The organism is Pigmentiphaga sp. YJ18 (genome assembly GCF_038066655.1).
GTDB lineage: Bacteria > Pseudomonadota > Gammaproteobacteria > Burkholderiales > Burkholderiaceae_B > Pigmentiphaga.
This window is the reverse complement of sequence record NZ_JBBUKU010000008.1, coordinates 13,183-29,281: the sequence shown is the minus strand read 5'-3', so window position 1 is coordinate 29,281 and position 16,099 is coordinate 13,183. Positions and strand designations below refer to the sequence as shown.

Here is a 16,099-nt window from a genome sequence, read left to right as displayed (position 1 = left end):
CGTGACGGGCGGAGGGATGTTTTGCTATAAGAAGGGCGGGTTCTCCAGCCTGCCCCCGACAACAACGATAGATACGCATCCGGGACGACGGTCATGCACGGTGTCTATAACCCCCTGCTGGTATTTCTTTCTCTGGTCGTCGCTTCGCTGGCCGCCTATACGGCGCTGGAGCTGACCGGCCGGATCGCGTCCCTGCCCGGGTGGATGCGCCGGCTGCCCTGGCTGGTGGGCGGCGCCATCGCCATGGGGGTGGGCATCTGGTCGATGCACTTCATCGGGATGATGGCCTTTTCGCTGCCCATTCCGCTGGGATACGCGCTCTGGCCCACGGTGCTGTCCCTGTTGATCGCGATCCTGGTGTCCGGCTTCGCGCTGGCCGTCTCGGCCAGCGGCCGCTTCCGTCTGCGCTGCTGCGTGGCGGGCGGGGTGGCCATGGGGCTGGGCATCGCGGGCATGCACTACACGGGGATGGCGGCGCTGGACATGGCGCCGGCGGTCAGCTATGTGCCCGGGATCGTGCTGGCCTCGATCGGCCTGGCCATCGTGGCTTCGGTCGTGGCGTTGTGGCTGGGAGTCACGCTGCGCGGCTCGGACGAGCCCAACATCGGCTTCAAGCGCCTGGGCGCGGCGCTGGTGATGGGCATCGCCATTACCGGCATGCACTATACCGGCATGAGCGCGGCGCAGTTCGCGCCCGGCAGCGTCTGCCTGTCGGCCAGCCAGCTCGATCCCAACTGGCTGGCGATGCTGGTGTCCGGATCGTCGCTGGCCGTGCTGCTGGGGACCCTGCTGGTGCTGGGCTGGCGGGCCAACAGCCTGGCCGACTCGCTGCGGCGGGCCAACCGGCAGCTGCAATATCTCAGCATGCACGATGCGCTGACCGGGCTGCCGAATCGGTTGATGCTGGTCGAGCAGATGAACCAGGCGATCCAGGCCGCGGGGCGCGACAAGACGGCATTCGCGGTTTTTTTCCTGGACCTGGACGGATTCAAGACGGTGAACGATTCGCTCGGGCACGCGGTGGGGGACGACCTGCTCAAGGGCTGTGCCCAGGTGCTGTCGTCGCACGTGCGCAAGGACGACGTGGTCGCCCGCATAGGCGGCGACGAGTTCGTCATGCTGCTGCGGGGCATATCGGCGCCGGGAGACGCGGCATCCGTGGCCAAGAAGCTGCTGCGGGTGCTGCGGGACGACATGGTCGGTTGCCAGGCGCGCCTGCGGGTCAGCGCGAGCATGGGGATCGCCATGCACCCGGGAGACGCGCGCGACAGCGAGGCGCTGCTGGACTGCGCCGATGCCGCCATGTACAGCGCCAAGCAGGCAGGCCGGAACACCTACTGCTTCTTCGAGCCGGGCATGCATGCCAACGCGGCGCGGACGCTGATGCTGCAACAGGACCTGGAGGCGGCGCTGGAGGGAGGGCAGTTCAGCCTGGTGTTCCAGCCCAAGTTCGGCGTGGCCACGCGCGCGATCTGCGGCGCGGAGGCGCTGATACGGTGGCACCACCCGACCTTCGGCAGCGTGGCGCCCATGGAGTTCATCACCATCGCCGAGCGCTCCGGGCAGATCGTCCAGATCGGCGACTGGGTAATACGCGAAGTGTGCCGCTGCATCGCCAACTGGCGGCGGCGCGGGCTGGAGCCGGTCCAGATCTCGATCAACCTGTCGCCCATCCAGTTCAACGTGCCCGACCTGATCGGGCGTGTTGAGGACATCCTGGCCGAGCAGGAAGTGCCGCCCTGCCTCGTGATGTTCGAGATCACCGAGACCGTGGCCATGCTGAACGCCGGACGCACGGCCGAGATCGTGAATCGCTTCCGCGCCCGCGGCTTCGACATCGCGATCGACGATTTCGGCGCGGGCTATTCGAGCCTGGCCTATCTGCACCGGTTCAAGGTCAAGCAGATCAAGGTCGACCGGCTGTTCACCTCGGAGCTGGACCGCAACGAGGCCGAGGCCCGGGCACTGCTGTCGGCCATCGTGACGCTGTCGCACGCGCTGCACATGGAAGTGGTGGCCGAGGGCGTGGAGAGCGAAACGCAGATGCGCTTCCTGACCGAATTGGGTTGCGACGAGGCGCAGGGTTTCCTGCTGTCGCACCCGCTATCCGAGGAAGCCTTTCGCGGCCTCCTGCAGCCGATGGCCTCGTTCGCGCTAAGACGGATCGCCGCGCTGGGACAGCCGCGTCGCGCCGACTGATATCTCTTCGGCCAGGATGCGCAGCAGCGGCACGTAGCGGGACGAGATTTCCCGATCCGGGACGACGTTGCGCTGCAGGACGAGATTGATGGCGCCGATGGCGTGGCCACTCAGGCGCACGGGGAAGGCGATCGCCGCGACGCTTTCCTCGTTGACCAGTTCCCCCTTGTTGACCGCATAGCCGCGCCGCCGGGTCTCGCGCAGCACGCGGCCGACATAGGCCTTGTCGCGGGCGACGGCGCCGATGGCGTCGCCGCGTTCGCGCAGCAGCGACAGGGTCGCTTCCCGTTCCTCGTCCGAGCAATAGGCCAGCCAGGCACGGCCGATGGCCGAGGTCAGCATCGCGATGCGGGTGCCGATGGTGGCCCGGTGCTGGGACAGCAGGCTGGCGCGATGCGTGGATTCGCGCACGATCATGAAGCCGCCGTCGGGCGTGGCCAGGTCGCTGGGCCAGGACAGGGCGCTGAGGTGCGCGGCCATGGCGGGCGAGGCGACCCGGTCGATCCAGTCCGCGCCGACGTAGCCTTCGGCCAGCCGCCGCACCTCGAAGCTGAGCACGTACAGCGCGCCATCGTCCTTGTGGTGGACCAGGCCTTCCTGCCTGAGGGTCTCCAGCAGGCGCTTGACGGTCGTGCGATGCAGGCCGGTCAGCCGGGCCAGTTCGAGCACGCCGCCCATGCCTCCCGGCATGCCGTTCAGCGCCCGCAATACCGCCAGTCCCCGGCTCAATCCACGGACTTCCTTGTAGGCCGAATCCTCGGGTTTTCCAGTAAGCAAATACATGGTTTTTCGTTTGATGGTGCACCAGGTGCACCTACTATACAGGGGCATGGGGCGGCATCAGACTTCCTCCCGCATTCGACGCGGCGGCATCGCCGGCGAGAACCAAGGAGACGACATGAATGCCATTCGACGTGCGTTCTGCACGATGGCGGCGCTGGCCGCCGCGACCCTCACGCCCGCGTTCGGGCAGGAATGGCCGGCCAGGCCGATCCGCATCGTGGTGCCGTATCCGGCTGGCGGCAACGCGGATTCGGCGGCGCGGGCGCTGGCCGAGGCGGTGTCGGCCAGCCTCAGGCAGACCGTCATCGTCGACAACCGCCCCGGCGCCTCAACGATCATCGGGACGGATGCCGTCGCCCGCGCGCCGGCCGACGGCTACACCATCGGCCTGGTCACCGACTCGCATGCGATCAACGAGGCCATGGCCCATCTGCCGCATGCCAACGAGGTGCTGGGCGCCAAGGTGCCCTACGACGCGGTGAAGGATTTCATGCCGGTATCGGGCGTGGCGCTGGTGCCGCTGGTCCTGGTGGTCAATCCCAAGGTGCCGGCGCGGTCGGTGAAAGAACTGGTGCGGCTGTCGACCGCGGGCAAGGGCGTCGATTTCGGCACCATGGGCCCGGGCAGCCCCTGGTTCGTGCACCTGCACCAGTTGCGCAAGCTGACCGGCGCGGACTTCGTGGACGTGCCCTACAAGGGACTTGCCCCGGCGAACACGGACCTGCTGGCCGGGCAGATCCAGACCATGCTGATGCCCGTGCATTTCGCCCAGCCCTACATCAAGACCGGCAAGCTGGTGCCGCTAGCGACGCTGGGCGGCAAGCGCCATCCGCTGTTGCCGGACGTACCCACGCTGGCCGAGAGCGGCTATCCCGGCCTGGAGATCACCAACTACTTCATGTTCGTCGTGCCGGCGGGAACGCCGCAACCCGTGGTCGACCGGCTGACCCGCGAGTTCAACGCGGCGCTGCGCCAGCCGGCGATGAAGGAAAAGTTCGCGCTGACCGGCGACCCCTATCCCGCGGAACCGGCCGAGCTCGCCGCACGTCTGCGCCACGACATCAAGGCCTACGGCGACGTGCTGCAGGCCACCCTCAAATAGCCCAGAAAGGGAAACGACAGTGAAGCAGGAAGCATTTCAGACCGACGTGCTGGTGGTCGGCTCCGGCCCCATGGGCGCCACCACGGCGCTGGCGCTGGCCACCTACGGCGTGCGCGTCCAGGTGGTGAACCGATACAACTGGACCGCCAACACGCCCCGCGCGCACATCACCAACCAGCGCGCGATGGAGGTGCTGCGCGATCTGGGCCTGGAGGATGATGCTCGCCGCCAGGCCACGCCCTGGGAATGGATGGGCGACACCCTGTTCACCACCAGCCTGGCCGGCCCCGAGATCGCGCGGCTGCGCACCTGGGGGACCGGCGACGAGCGCATCGGCGACTATCTGCAGGCCAGCCCTTGCCCGATGCTGGACCTGCCGCAGAACAAGATGGAGCCCATGCTGGTCAGGCATGCCGCCGCGCGCGGCGCCGTCTTCTCGTTCAACACCGAGTACCTGGGGCACGAGCAGGACGCGGACGGCGTGACGGTCCGCCTGCGGGATGTGCTCTCGGGGCGGGAATACGCCGTGCGCGCACGGTACCTGGTGGGCGCGGACGGCGCCCGCTCCAAGGTCATGGACGATGCCGGGCTGGAGCTGCGGGGGCAACTGGCCCGGGCGGCCACCGCCTACGTGTTGTTCCGGGCCGACCTGTCGCGCTACGCGGCCCACCGCCCCAGCATCCTGTACTGGATCGCCACGTCCAACGCGGCGTTCGGCGAGATCGGCCTGGGCCTGCTGCGCGCGATCGAGCCGTGGAGCCAGTGGATAGCCGGCTGGGGCTTCGACATGGAGAAGGGAGAGCCCGATTTCTCGCCCGAGGAAATCCGCCGGAAGGTCCGCATCCTGGTGGGCGATCCGGACCTGGAGATCGAGATCGACAATGCCTCGGTCTGGTACGTGAACCAGGCGCACGCGCCGGTCTATTCGAAGGGGCGGGTCTTCTGCGGCGGGGATGCGGTGCATCGCCATCCGCCCTCCAGCGGGCTGGGATCCAACACCTGCATGCAGGACGCCTTCAACCTTGCCTGGAAACTCGCATTCGTGCTGCGCGGCCACGCCGGGGCGGGCCTGCTGGCTTCCTATTCGCTGGAACGCGCGCCGGTGGGCGCGCAGATCGTTGCCCGGGCGAATCAGTCCAGGCTGGACTACGGTCCACTGAACCAGTGCTTCCGCGAACCCGGCGCCGCCGATCCGGTCGCGGCGGGCCTGGCGCGGCTGGCGTCGCCCGATGCCGAGGGCGTGGCGCGGCGCGCGGCCCTGGCCAAGGCGCTCGGGCTCAAGAACTACGAGTTCAACGCGCAGGGCGTGGAACTGAACCAGCGCTATGCGTCGGCGGCGGTCATGGCGGATCCGGACGCGGCCGAGGAAACCTGGGCGCGCGATCCGCAACTGCATGCGCAGGCGAGCACGCGCCCCGGCGCCAAGCTGCCCCATGCCTGGCTGGTGGGGGGCGACGGACGCCGGGTGTCGACGCTGGATGTGGTGGGCCGGGGCAAGTTCACCCTGGTCACCGGCCTTGCGGGCCAGGCGTGGAAAGCGGCGGCCACCGAGATGGACCTGCCTTTCCTGAGAGTGGTCGTGATCGGCGAGCCGGGCGCGCTCGATTCCTACTGCACGTGGCAGGCGCTGCGCGAGATCGAGGAGTCCGGGGCGCTGCTGGTGCGCCCGGACGGCATCGTGGCGTGGCGCCGGCACAGCGGAGAAGGGCTGGACCCGGCGAGCGCGGGCGCCGTTCTCGACACGGTCCTGGCGAACCTCTTGGACCGCGCGCGGTGACGAGGACGGATGCCATGGGCGACCGGGCCTTCCTGGGCATGTCGCATTCCCCGTTGATGGGGCTGAACCCCGTGCCGGCGCAGGCCGGAGCCGAATTGCAGGCGGCGATCGCGCGAGTGCGCGACCAGGTCCTGGCTTATGCGCCGGACCTGGTCGTGCTGATAGCGCCCGACCACTACAACGGCTTCTTCAATCGACTGATGCCGCCGTTCTGCATCGGCACGCAGGCCCGGGCCGTGGGCGACTATCTGTCTCCGGCGGGCCTCTTGCGGGTGGATGCCCCGCTGGCGCTGGAGATGGCCGATGCCCTGATGGACCGCGGGTTCGATGCGGCCGTCTCGCGGCGCATGGAGGTGGACCACGGCTTTGCCCAGCCGCTGCAACTGCTGTGGGGAGGGTTGGATACGCCGCCCGTCGTACCGGTGTTCGTCAATGCCGTTGCGCCGCCCGGCATTCCGCGCCTGTTCCGGTGTCGGGACCTGGGCCGGGCCATCGGCGACTTCCTGGACGGCGTGCCGCGGCGCGTGCTGCTGATCGGCTCGGGCGGACTGTCGCACGAGCCGCCGGTCCCGACACTGGATCATCCCGATCCCGAGGTGCGCGAACGGATCACCGTGCCGCGCGAGGCCACGGCGCAGGAGCGCGAGGCCAAGACCCGGCGCGTGATGGCGGCGGGGCGCGCATTGGCCGAGGGTGCCGGGACGGTCAAGCCCCTGGCGCCGGACTGGGACCGCCGCTGGATGGACGCGCTGGCGGGGCCGGCGGGCAGCCTGGACGAATTGTGCGCATGGCCGGAGGCCGCCATCGCCCGCGAGGCGGGCGCGTCGGCCCATGAGTCCAAGACCTGGCTGGTCGCGCGCGCGGCGTTGACCGGACGCGTCCAGGCGCCGGTTTTCCGGTACTACCGGGCCATTCCCGAATACATCGCCGGTTTCGGCCTGATGCTGATGACACAGCAGGGGCCTTTCACCGCATTGCCTACGAACGAGAGACGACCATGACGCAAACGAACCTCCCGCTGACCGAAGCCGCCACCAGCCGCTACGTGCAGTTCATCGAGAACGGCCAGCCGCTGCGCCTGCACTACAACGACACGGGCGCGGGCGGCCAGGCCGTGATCATGCTGCACGGTTCGGGGCCCGGCGCCAGCGGCTGGGCCAATTTCCACCGCAACGTCCAACCGTTCGCCGATGCCGGCTACCGGGTCATCCTGCTGGACTTCCCCGGCTGGAGCAAGAGCGACGCCATCGTCTGCGCCGGTTCGCGCTCGGACCTGAACGCGCGCGCGCTGGCGGGCCTGATGGATGCGCTCGGTCTGGAACGGGCGCACCTGGTCGGCAACTCCATGGGCGCCCACAGCGCCGTCGCCTTTGCCCTGGCGCATCCGGCGCGCGTGGGCCGGCTGGTCCTGATGGGCGGCGGGACGGGCGGGGTCAGCCCGGTCGTTCCCATGCCCACCGAAGGCATCAAGCTGATCGGCGCGCTGTACCGCGATCCGACCATCGAGAACCTGAAGCGGATGATGAACGTGTTCGTCTACGACGCCGCCAGCCTGACCGAGGAATTGTTCCAGGCACGGCTGGACAACACGCTGTCCCGCCGCGACCACCTGGAGAACTTCGTCAAGAGCAGCCAGGCCCACCCCCGCCAGTTTCCCGACGTGGGCGCGCGGCTGGGCGAGGTCGCGGCCAGGACCCTGGTCATCTGGGGCCGGGACGACCGCTTCGTGCCGATGGACACCGGACTGCGCCTGCTGGCCGGCCTGCAGGACGCCGAGCTGCACGTGTTCAGCCGCTGCGGCCATTGGGCGCAGTGGGAGCACGCGCAGAAGTTCAACCGGATGGTGCTGGATTTCCTGGCGGCCTGAGGCGGCCGCCAGGGGGACGGTCAAGCGCGCTGCGAGTCGAGCACCTCGTTGTTCTTCACCACTTCCTGCGCCTTCGTGTAGCTTTCGATCAGCAACTGGTAGGCGGGGAAGATCTTGGTGTAGACCTCGGCCCACTGCTGGGCGTCGTCGCGATTCCAGGTCTTCTGCAGTTCGGAGGCCACCGCCGCGGTGTCCATAGGCACCACGCCCGCCTGCACCACGCGCGCCAGCGTGATCTCCTGCGCCATCTTGCTGTAGGTGCCGGAGGCGTCGACCACCGCGAACACCTTGTAGCCTTCGGCGACCGCGCTGATGGCGGGGAAGGCCATGCACACGCTGGTGATGGTGCCGGCGATGATGAGGGTCTTGCGTCCGGTGGCCTTGACCGCAGCCACGAAGTCTGGGTTGTCCCAGGCATTGATCTCGCCCTTGCGCGCCACGTACTGGGCATGCGGTGCGTTGGCGTGGATTTCAGGGATGAGCGGGCCGTTGGGGCCTTGTGGGACCGAGGCCGTGGTGATGACGGGCAGCTTGCTCAGGGTGGCCATCTTGGCCAGCGCCGCGGCGCGGGCGCGCAGTTCGGGCATGGGCATGTCGCCCACGGTCTGGAACAGGCCGCTCTGGTGATCGATCAGCAGCATGACGGAGTCTGCGGGGTCGATGACGGGACGTTGGCCTTGGAAATTGGCGGGGGTGCTCATGGTGCTCTCTCCTTGGTGGTCGGCGGCTAGCGGATGCTTGTGCCGTGTGAAAGAGCATATTCGTGATGCTAAAAATTTTTTAGTAGGCAAAAATGGCATGCATCGTTCCTTTTTTGGAACGATGCTGCGGTCGTCGGACGGGAAGTTCACCTCGCGCGACGGTTCGTTGGCCGTGCCGGTGATGGCATGCATGCCCCCATTCTTGAGAATGTCTTTTATGGAGGCGCAAGCATAGCCGCATTCGTCACATGCGGACACGTTTTGTTACGGAAGCGGAGGTAGGGGCGCCGGCGCCGCCGGCGCGGGACTCAGGCGGACTTTTTCCGGATCATGCCGTAGATCAGCAGCAGCACGACAGCGCCGACCACCGAGGCGATCCATCCGGCCGGTTCGCCCGGCTGGTACCAGCCCATCGCGCGGCCGGCATATCCGGCGATGAGCGAGCCGGCGATGCCGAGCACGATGGTCATGAGCCACCCCATGCTGTCGTCGCCCGGCTTGATCGCGCGTGCAAGCAGGCCGACGACCAGGCCCACCAGAAGACTTCCGAGAAGAGACAGCATGGCGTACCTCCGGACATGGATTGCAGTACCCCTGGCGGGGCGTGCGCGCATCATGCCATATTTTCGAGGCGGCCGGAGGCGCCTAGCCGGCGGGCCGTCAGCGCAGCGAGTAGCCCTTGGCGCGCATGCAGTCGTTGGCCATGCCCGACTGGCGCTCGGCGTTGGCCAGGCCGTCGCTTACGCCGGATCCACCGCCGGCGTTGATGCCGCGATACGAGGGCGTGCTGCTGCCCGGCGAGTTGATGCGCGCCTGTCGTTCGCACTGGATGCGGTCGCGCTCGGCCTGGTCGGCCGACGAGGTTTCCCGGTACCAGGACGACGAGGGGCCAGAGGCGCACGCGGTCAGCGCCAGCACGCAGAGCAGGGCGGCGGGATGCTTGTTCATGATGTTCTGTTCCGTTGGAGGCCCCTGGGGCGTGACCCGTATCGCGGGGAATGCGTCGATTGTATTCAAACTCAAACGCGCGGGCGCCGGGAGCAAGGCGCCGCGCGTGTCAGGTCTCGTCGTCGTACTCGAGTTCGGACAGCCGGCGCCGCAGGGCGCGGGCGTCCACCTCGGTGGCGTGGTAGTTCAGCGGCAACTGGCGCAGCTCGCCGTCGTAGGGATCGTTGTCCGCCGCGTCGTTCAGCGGCAGTTCGAATACGGCAAGGCGGCGCTGCCGGAGCTGGCGCATGTATTGAAGAATATTTTTCATGACAGGATACGTTGCGGTCCCGCGAACCGCCTGGACACGATGCGCTATGCTCCCTGCGTTATAGACGCTTTCGGCGGGGCTGGCTAGCGCCGGCGCCATGGTTGCCCGGGGCGCGCCTCGGGTATGCGGCTTGCTGAGCGAGGCACCCGGACAGGAGATCCCGCATGTCTACCACTCCCCACGACGGTTCGGCCCCGCATCATGCCTATCGGCTCTACGCCTCGGGCGGCGGGTTGTATGCGCGGGATGGCGCCGGCAAGGCGGTTCGCCTGGGCGCCGTGTCCGAGCGGAACGGCGTGCTGGGCTACCGGTTGGAAGTGGACGATCTGCGGGCCGAGGGGTTCCTGACCTCGGAAAAGCTTTTGCAGGACGTGGCGGCCAAACTGGCCTATGCGTCGCTGCACCGGTTCTTCGGCACGGCCGCGGCCACGCCGATCCAGGAGGGCGAGGCCGATCTGCCGTGCCTGGTGTTGGAGAACGAGGAGCCCGGCGACTATCCGCCGGCTGGCAGCGCCGCCGAGTAAACGGCCGGCGGCGTGCCCGTCCGCAAGTACGTCAGGAGGACGGAGTGGGACAGATTACGCCTTGCCGGGTACTGGTCGTGGACAACTACGTCAGCGCCGCCGAAGCGCTGGCCGAGGCCTGCGGCCGATTTCACGAAGTCAGGTACGCCGATGGCGGTTCGGCCGCGATGGAGGTCGCGCTGGACTGGCGGCCCGACGTCATGGTCCTGGACATCGACATGCCGCCGCCCAATGGACTGGAAGTGGCAACCATGATCCGCGACATCTCGTACCTGAAGTTGATCACGCTGATCGCGGTGACGGGCCGCAGCGCGGCCTTCGGGCAGGAAGAGGCCATCGCGCACGGTTTTGACGACTACATGACCAAGCCGGTGGACATCGACAGGCTGCTGTCGCTGATCGCCGCGGCCCGGCGCCTACCCGCCGGCACCTAGCTAGGCCCTAGTGGTCGCCCACGGTGCGCGAGCGGCCCGCGCCATAGGCCACCCATGCCTGCGCGCCGGCCATCGCCACCATCAGTCCCAGCGCCGGCAGCCAGTTGCCGGTCCAGTCGCGCAGCACGCCGCACACCACCGGGCCGGTCGCGCCTATCAAATAGCCCAGGCTTTGAGCCATGCCCGACAGCGAGGCCGCCTGCTGCGTGGTGGCCGCGCGCAGGCTGATATAGGCCAGGGACAGCATCAGGCTGCTACCCAGCCCGGCGCCGGCCACGCATATCCAGACGATGGTCCAGGCCGGCAGCAGCGCCATGCCGGCAAAGCCCGCCACGCACAGCAGCGAGATCGCCAACCCGAGGATCTTCTGGTCGCGCACGCGGCTCGACACCCACGACGTCGCGATATTGCCCAGCAGCGCCGCCAGCTGCATCAGCGACACCATCCAGCCGGCCTCGCTGGGGCTCATGCCGGTCTCGTGCAGCATGGAGGGCAGCCAGGCCACGAGGATGTAGAAGTTGAAGGCCTGGATGCCGGTGAACAGCGTGACCTGCCAGGCCAGCCACGAGCGCCAGACATTGGCGGCCTGGGCCGCCTGGGCGCGGGCGGCCACGGGCGCCGCGGCCAGGTTGCGCGAACGGGCCAGCCAGACCAGCGCGGCGGGGACCGTGATGACGAGCACGCAGGCCAGCGACGTACGCCAGCCGCCGGGCAGGCTGTCGGCCAGGGGCACGGCCACGCCCGCCGCCGTGCCGGACACGAGCGTCATCACCACCGAATACAGGCCGGTGAGCGGGCCGATGCGCTGCGGGAACTCGCGCTTGACCAGCGCCGGCAACATCACGTTGCCGACGGCAATGGCGATGCCGCCTATGGCCGTGCCGATAAACAGCGGCGCGATACCTGGCACCGAACGCACGGCGATGCCGACGCATAGCGCGACCATGGCGGCGAACAGCGCGCGTTCCAGTCCCAGTTGCCGGCCCAGCGCGGGCGCGAGCACCGAGAACAGGCCGAAGGCCAGCAGCGGCAGCGTATTGAGCAGCCCGGCGCTGCCCGCGTCCAGGCCGGTGGAGGCGCGGATATGGCCGAGCAGGGGACCGATGCCGGTCAACGGCGCGCGCAGTGTCGCCGCCACCAGCAGGATGCCCAGCAGGGCCATGGCGGGCGTGACGGCGCGGGAAAGGGCGGGAGTGCTTGCTGAACTCATGGCTTGGTGTTGGACGATGCGCTGGCGTATAAAACACCAGGACGGATGAACGGAGACACGCCATGCCACATCGACTCGCTGCGGGAACGACGCCGCTGGCCACCCGGGACGGCGTGCGTTTCACGCTTTTCCACGAGACGCGCGGGCCGCAGGTCTACGAGGTCGAGGCGCAGGTCTTGCGCAGTTGCTTCGGAGCGCCCGACGATCGCGTCGACCATCTGCTGACCGCCTACCTGGCGGGGCAGGCGGAAATCCACGACGTTGCCGCCGGTGTGCCGGGCGGGCCGCACGGATCGATCACGCGCCTGGGGCCCCAGGACTTCGCGGGCCGGCAGGGCTAACCCCGCTCCGGCCTTCAAGCCGCGCCCGCCGGCGGTTCGGCCGCGGAATCGTCCAGGCGCCGGCTCATCAGCACGTGCACGATGCCGGCTTCCATGAATTCCTGGCCTTCGGCCTGGAAGCCGCGCGTTTCGTAGAACGCCCGCGCCCGTGTCTGGGCATGCAGCAGCAGACGGCCGTGCCCGCGCCGGCGCGCCTCGTCGATCAAGGCGTCCAGGATGGCGCCGCCCACGCCCAGCCCGCGCCCGTGGCGGTGGACCGCCATGCGGCCGATGTGCCCATCGGGCAGGAGCCGGCCCGTGCCCAGGGGCGCGCCGTCGGCGTCATAGGCGACCGCGTGCAGCGAGACCGCGTCGGCATCGTCGTATTCGAGTTCCAGCGGGACCGATTGCTCGTGGACGAAGACGGCCTGGCGTATGGACGAGGCGTCGTGCCGCAGGTCGTCCCAGGCGCCGACGACGAGGCGCAGGCCGGGGCGGGTCATGCCGGCTGGCACGGGGTGGATGCCCGCGGGGGAACGAAGGGACGACGAAGCGGATGCGTTGCGTGTGGTGTCATGCCGGCCAGGGGACCGCAGCCTGTGCGGGTGCAAAGGCTCTAGCTTAGTCTATCTGTATCCGTCTGTACGCCGGGAAACCGCTCCACGCGGCATCTCATCGCCGGGCCGGGCGCGCACCTCCGCCGCGCCGGCGCGTTCCTTTCGCGCGCAGGCTGTCCACCACCGCGTCGAAGGCCTGCAACTGCCGGCTGATCTCCGCCTGGCCGTGGTCGGCCAGGAAGTCCTGGAACGCCGCGGCCACGGGCGGGAGGCGGGCGGTGGACAGGTGCAGCACGTACCAATCGTGTTCGACCGGATTGCCGGGCAGCGGCAGCAGGCCGATCAGGCCCGCCTGGAACTCCAGGGCGCAGGCGTGCAGGGACAGGAAGCCTATGCCCAGGCCCGCGGCCACCATCTGCTTGATGGCTTCGTTGCTGGACAGCTCCGAGCCGGGCGAGAACCGCAGCCCGGCATCCTTGAACAGCCGCTCCGCCGTGTTGTGGGCCCCCGAGCCGTGTTCGCGCACGAGAATGTTCTCGCCCGACAGATCGCGCAGGGCCAGGTCCCGCCTGGTCATCAGCGGATGCTGGGGCGAGGCGATGAAGGCCATCGGATGCTTGGCGAAGGCCCGCGATTCCGTGCGCACGTCGCCGGGCGGCTTGCCCATGATGGCAATGTCGATTTCGTGGCGGGTCAGCATGCGCACGACCTCTTCGCGGTTGCCCACGCTGAGCTTGACCTTGACGTCGGGCCGGCCGGTGTTGAAGGCCACGAGCAGCGGGGGCAGCAGGTACTCGGCCGTGATCAGCGCCCCCACGCGCAGCGTGCCGGCCAATTGGCCCTTCAGGCTGGCGACTTCGTCCGACGCGTGGCGCCAGAGCTCGAGGATCTGGCTCGCGTAGCCGGCCACGACTTCGCCGGCGGGCGTAAGAAGCAGGCCGCGCCCGGATCGCTGGACCAGCGCGGCGCCGGTGGCTTCCTCGAGCAGGCGCAACTGCAGCGATACCGTGGGCTGGGTCAGGTGCAGCGCCTGGGCGGCGCGCGAGACGCCGCCCAGGCGGGCGACGGCGTCGATGGCGGTGAGCTGGCGGAATGTCGTGGTCTTGTACATCGCGGGGCCCCGGCAGATTTTCCATAGAAGATAACCTATGGAACGAACTTATTTTTTAATTTTTAAATATATCTCCACGATCTTAAAGTTCTCCGCATGGACATCGAACCAGGCGCCATCGGGGCGCCAACCGTGGAGAAGAACATGCTGCCTGCCACTCGCAAGCTGGATTTTTCCGAAGTACCCGTCATCGACATGTCGCCCGAAAGATCCGCGACGCCCGAATCCAGGAAGAGGCTGGCCGACGAACTGGCCGAGGCCTGCGCCACCGTCGGCTTTCTCTACCTGAAGAACCATCCGATCCCGCAGTCGCAGATCGACGGGGTGTTCGAGGCGGTCAAGGCCTTCTTCGCGCTGCCGCAGGAGGCCAAGGACGCGGTATCGATGGCCAGGAACCATCATTTCCAGGGCTACCTGCCCATGCTCACGAAGGGAACCGGCAATGCCGAGCGCGGCGGGGTGATCACTGCCAACAAGCAGGAGGCCTTCCAGTTTCGCCGGCCGCTGGCTGAAGACGACCCGGACCTGCTGACGGGCGCGCGCCTGGCCGGGTCGATTCCCTGGCCCCGCGAACTGCCGGCGCTCAAGGAAGTGCTGCTGGCCTATCACGCGCGCATGTGCCGGTTCGGCGAAAGCATGATCGAATTATTCGAACTGGGCCTGGACCTGCCCAAGGACTCCATCCGCCAGCATTTCCGCAAGGACATGAACGCGCTGCGCATCATCCACTATCCGCCGCAGCAGGTGGACGAATCCGGCGCCCACCTGGGGACCCGCGCCCACACCGACACGGATGCGTTCACTTTCGTCTACCAGGACGCGACCGGCGGATTGGAGATCCGCAACCGGGACGGCGAATGGATAGGCGTGCCGCCGATTCCCGGCACCTACGTGCTGAACATCGGGGAGGTCATGAAGGTCTGGACCGATGGGGTCTTCTCGTCCACGCCGCACCGGGTCATCAACCGGTATGGGAAGGAACGCTATTCGGTGCCATTCTTCATGTTTCCGACTTACGACGAAGTGATCGCGCCGAAGATCCGCAACCCCGATCCGTCCAATGTGGCGCCCGAGGATTTCCATACCTCCATGCCGCGGGACAAGCCTTTCGTCTGGGGCGAGTTCAAGAAGGCCAACTATGCGCGCATCAATCCCACTGCCCCGGAGCGCGCCATGGCGGATTAGGGCCCGGGGCGGGGGAGGAGGAGACACATCATCGTGGTCAGCCAAGGAGATTCCTGTGCGCTTGTCGAGATTGTTGTGGATGGTCGTATTGTTCTCCTGTGCCGGCGCGTCGCTGGCCCAGACGTATCCGGACCGGCCCTTGCGCCTGATCGTGCCTTTTGGCGCGGGCGGCAATTCGGATTTCGCCGCCCGGCAGATCGGCAAGAGCCTGGGCGACGTGCTGGGCCAGACGGTGGTCGTGGAGAACCGGGGGGGAGCCGGCGGTGTGCTGGGGGTCAAGGAAATGCTGGGCTACCCGGCCGACGGCTACACCCTGCTGCTGGGCACCGTGGGCACGCAGATCGTCAATACCCTGCTGTACAAGCACCTGCCCTACGATCCGGACAGGCAGCTCGCGCCGGTGGGCCTGGCCACCAACACGCCGTCGGTGCTGGTGGTAAGGGCCAGCCTGCCGGTCAGGACGCTGGATGAACTGATCGCCTATGCGCGAGCCCGGCCCGGCGTCCTGAACTATGGGGCGGCGGGCACCCTGCACCTGGGCATGGAAACGCTGAAGGCGAGCTACGGCCTGGACATCGTCAAGGTTCCGTACAAAGGGAGCGGCGAGTCGGTCACGGCCGTCGCGGGCGGCCAGATCGACGTACTGATGGACAGCAGCCAGGTGGTCGGCCCGCAAGTGGCCGCCGGCAAGCTGCGCGCGCTGGCCGTCATGGCCGACCAGCCGCTGGCCTCGGTTCCCGGCGTTCCGACGACCACGCAGCTCGGCCTGCCGGACCTGAAGGCGGGCAACTGGACCGCGCTGTACGTGGCGGCGGGCACGCCCGCTGCCATCCAGGAAACCTTGAGCCGCGCGCTGCAGAAGGTCGTCGCGTCGGCCGAGCTGAAGGCCCGGCTGGCCGAGTACGGCACCCAGTTGTACAAGGGCTCGCCCGAGGAATACCGGGCCTTCATCGCCGCCGACAAGGCCAAGGTCCGGCGCCTGGTCGAGATCGCCGGACTTCAGGCGCAATAGCCGCGTTCCCGGCGCGGCTTGCCCCGCGCCGCCCCCCCTTCCTTCCTACTGGAGAAATC

At 68.1% G+C, this 16,099-nt stretch carries 18 protein-coding genes; 10 read left to right on the top strand and 8 right to left on the bottom strand.

From position 1 onward, the window contains the following. Positions 1-93 precede the first annotated feature (93 nt). Positions 94-2,199 (top strand): putative bifunctional diguanylate cyclase/phosphodiesterase, encoded by a 2,106-nt coding sequence (locus WKR98_RS29000; RefSeq protein WP_341435388.1) that lies wholly within the window; start codon positions 94-96, stop codon positions 2,197-2,199. Here the strand turns inward: WKR98_RS29000 and WKR98_RS28995 are convergent. Beyond that, on the bottom strand, positions 2,155-2,982 hold the full coding sequence (locus WKR98_RS28995) for an IclR family transcriptional regulator domain-containing protein (protein ID WP_341435387.1): 828 nt from the start codon (positions 2,980-2,982) through the stop codon (positions 2,155-2,157). The two genes, WKR98_RS29000 and WKR98_RS28995, sit on opposite strands and share 45 nt — an antisense overlap. 115 nt (positions 2,983-3,097) lie before the next feature. Here WKR98_RS28995 and WKR98_RS28990 point away from each other — a divergent pair, with 115 nt between their 5' ends. The 4 genes from WKR98_RS28990 to WKR98_RS28975 are packed head-to-tail and all read left to right on the top strand — an operon-like array spanning position 3,098 to position 7,728. Further along, positions 3,098-4,084, top strand: a complete 987-nt coding sequence (locus tag WKR98_RS28990) for a Bug family tripartite tricarboxylate transporter substrate binding protein (RefSeq protein ID WP_161567780.1) — start codon at positions 3,098-3,100, stop codon at positions 4,082-4,084. A gap of 19 nt (positions 4,085-4,103) precedes the next feature. Continuing rightward, on the top strand, positions 4,104-5,861 hold the full coding sequence (locus WKR98_RS28985) for an FAD-dependent oxidoreductase (protein WP_341435386.1): 1,758 nt from the start codon (positions 4,104-4,106) through the stop codon (positions 5,859-5,861). 14 nt (positions 5,862-5,875) lie between these two features. Then, on the top strand, positions 5,876-6,862 hold the full coding sequence (locus WKR98_RS28980; protein ID WP_341435385.1) for a 3-carboxyethylcatechol 2,3-dioxygenase: 987 nt from the start codon (positions 5,876-5,878) through the stop codon (positions 6,860-6,862). Beyond that, positions 6,859-7,728, top strand: coding sequence for an alpha/beta fold hydrolase (locus tag WKR98_RS28975; RefSeq protein WP_341435384.1), 870 nt, complete (start codon positions 6,859-6,861; stop codon positions 7,726-7,728). Before WKR98_RS28980 ends, WKR98_RS28975 begins: the two co-directional genes overlap by 4 nt. Before the next feature lie 20 nt (positions 7,729-7,748). Here WKR98_RS28975 and WKR98_RS28970 read toward each other — a convergent pair whose 3' ends face one another. The 4 genes from WKR98_RS28970 to WKR98_RS28955 all read right to left on the bottom strand — a co-directional run bounded on the left by WKR98_RS28970 (position 7,749) and on the right by WKR98_RS28955 (position 9,687). Beyond that, positions 7,749-8,429 (bottom strand): isochorismatase family protein, encoded by a 681-nt coding sequence (locus WKR98_RS28970; protein WP_124689018.1) that lies wholly within the window; start codon positions 8,427-8,429, stop codon positions 7,749-7,751. A gap of 308 nt (positions 8,430-8,737) precedes the next feature. Beyond that, complete coding sequence (locus tag WKR98_RS28965; RefSeq protein WP_124689019.1) at positions 8,738-8,992, bottom strand: GlsB/YeaQ/YmgE family stress response membrane protein; 255 nt, start codon at positions 8,990-8,992, stop codon at positions 8,738-8,740. A 97-nt stretch (positions 8,993-9,089) separates the two neighbouring features. Next, a complete protein-coding gene (locus tag WKR98_RS28960; RefSeq protein ID WP_124689020.1) occupies positions 9,090-9,377 on the bottom strand; it encodes a hypothetical protein in 288 nt (95 codons plus the stop codon). A 109-nt stretch (positions 9,378-9,486) separates the two neighbouring features. Beyond that, positions 9,487-9,687, bottom strand: a complete 201-nt coding sequence (locus tag WKR98_RS28955; RefSeq protein WP_124689021.1) for a hypothetical protein — start codon at positions 9,685-9,687, stop codon at positions 9,487-9,489. A 164-nt stretch (positions 9,688-9,851) separates the two neighbouring features. Between WKR98_RS28955 and WKR98_RS28950 the strand changes: the two genes are divergently transcribed. Both WKR98_RS28950 and WKR98_RS28945 read left to right on the top strand, forming a co-directional pair. Beyond that, the gene (locus tag WKR98_RS28950; protein ID WP_161567781.1) at positions 9,852-10,211 is read left to right on the top strand and encodes a hypothetical protein; all 360 of its coding nucleotides are present in this window, start codon (positions 9,852-9,854) and stop codon (positions 10,209-10,211) included. A 44-nt stretch (positions 10,212-10,255) separates the two neighbouring features. Next, a complete protein-coding gene (locus WKR98_RS28945; protein WP_161567782.1) occupies positions 10,256-10,645 on the top strand; it encodes a response regulator in 390 nt (129 codons plus the stop codon). Between the two features lie 7 nt (positions 10,646-10,652). Here the strand turns inward: WKR98_RS28945 and WKR98_RS28940 are convergent, their stop codons facing one another. After that, positions 10,653-11,855, bottom strand: coding sequence for an MFS transporter (locus WKR98_RS28940; protein ID WP_341435383.1), 1,203 nt, complete (start codon positions 11,853-11,855; stop codon positions 10,653-10,655). Positions 11,856-11,917: 62 nt separating this feature from the next. On the opposite strand from WKR98_RS28940, the gene WKR98_RS28935 reads away from it, so the two are divergent. After that, positions 11,918-12,196, top strand: coding sequence for a hypothetical protein (locus WKR98_RS28935; RefSeq protein ID WP_124689024.1), 279 nt, complete (start codon positions 11,918-11,920; stop codon positions 12,194-12,196). A 14-nt stretch (positions 12,197-12,210) separates the two neighbouring features. Here WKR98_RS28935 and WKR98_RS28930 read toward each other — a convergent pair whose 3' ends face one another. Beyond that, positions 12,211-12,678, bottom strand: a complete 468-nt coding sequence (locus WKR98_RS28930) for a GNAT family N-acetyltransferase (RefSeq protein ID WP_124689025.1) — start codon at positions 12,676-12,678, stop codon at positions 12,211-12,213. Positions 12,679-12,847: 169 nt separating this feature from the next. Further along, positions 12,848-13,843, bottom strand: a complete 996-nt coding sequence (locus WKR98_RS28925) for a LysR family transcriptional regulator (RefSeq protein ID WP_124689026.1) — start codon at positions 13,841-13,843, stop codon at positions 12,848-12,850. Between the two features lie 144 nt (positions 13,844-13,987). On the opposite strand from WKR98_RS28925, the gene WKR98_RS28920 reads away from it, so the two are divergent. Together WKR98_RS28920 and WKR98_RS28915 are read left to right on the top strand one after the other, a co-directional pair. Further along, positions 13,988-15,028 (top strand): isopenicillin N synthase family dioxygenase, encoded by a 1,041-nt coding sequence (locus tag WKR98_RS28920; RefSeq protein ID WP_161567783.1) that lies wholly within the window; start codon positions 13,988-13,990, stop codon positions 15,026-15,028. A 55-nt stretch (positions 15,029-15,083) separates the two neighbouring features. Next, positions 15,084-16,040, top strand: a complete 957-nt coding sequence (locus WKR98_RS28915; RefSeq protein WP_445936173.1) for a Bug family tripartite tricarboxylate transporter substrate binding protein — start codon at positions 15,084-15,086, stop codon at positions 16,038-16,040. The last annotated feature ends 59 nt before the right edge of the window (positions 16,041-16,099 follow it).

Bases quoted from the DNA above. Each gene is read 5' to 3' on its own strand.
- WKR98_RS29000 (WP_341435388.1), top strand. From the start codon at position 94: ATGCACGGTGTCTATAACCCCCTGCTGGTATTTCTTTCTCTGGTCGTC.
- WKR98_RS28995 (WP_341435387.1), bottom strand. From the start codon at position 2,982: ATGTATTTGCTTACTGGAAAACCCGAGGATTCGGCCTACAAGGAAGTC.
- WKR98_RS28990 (WP_161567780.1), top strand. From the start codon at position 3,098: ATGAATGCCATTCGACGTGCGTTCTGCACGATGGCGGCGCTGGCCGCC.
- WKR98_RS28980 (WP_341435385.1), top strand. From the start codon at position 5,876: ATGGGCGACCGGGCCTTCCTGGGCATGTCGCATTCCCCGTTGATGGGG.
- WKR98_RS28975 (WP_341435384.1), top strand. From the start codon at position 6,859: ATGACGCAAACGAACCTCCCGCTGACCGAAGCCGCCACCAGCCGCTAC.
- WKR98_RS28970 (WP_124689018.1), bottom strand. From the start codon at position 8,429: ATGAGCACCCCCGCCAATTTCCAAGGCCAACGTCCCGTCATCGACCCC.
- WKR98_RS28965 (WP_124689019.1), bottom strand. From the start codon at position 8,992: ATGCTGTCTCTTCTCGGAAGTCTTCTGGTGGGCCTGGTCGTCGGCCTG.
- WKR98_RS28960 (WP_124689020.1), bottom strand. From the start codon at position 9,377: ATGAACAAGCATCCCGCCGCCCTGCTCTGCGTGCTGGCGCTGACCGCG.
- WKR98_RS28955 (WP_124689021.1), bottom strand. From the start codon at position 9,687: ATGAAAAATATTCTTCAATACATGCGCCAGCTCCGGCAGCGCCGCCTT.
- WKR98_RS28950 (WP_161567781.1), top strand. From the start codon at position 9,852: ATGTCTACCACTCCCCACGACGGTTCGGCCCCGCATCATGCCTATCGG.
- WKR98_RS28940 (WP_341435383.1), bottom strand. From the start codon at position 11,855: ATGAGTTCAGCAAGCACTCCCGCCCTTTCCCGCGCCGTCACGCCCGCC.
- WKR98_RS28935 (WP_124689024.1), top strand. From the start codon at position 11,918: ATGCCACATCGACTCGCTGCGGGAACGACGCCGCTGGCCACCCGGGAC.
- WKR98_RS28930 (WP_124689025.1), bottom strand. From the start codon at position 12,678: ATGACCCGCCCCGGCCTGCGCCTCGTCGTCGGCGCCTGGGACGACCTG.
- WKR98_RS28925 (WP_124689026.1), bottom strand. From the start codon at position 13,843: ATGTACAAGACCACGACATTCCGCCAGCTCACCGCCATCGACGCCGTC.
- WKR98_RS28920 (WP_161567783.1), top strand. From the start codon at position 13,988: ATGCTGCCTGCCACTCGCAAGCTGGATTTTTCCGAAGTACCCGTCATC.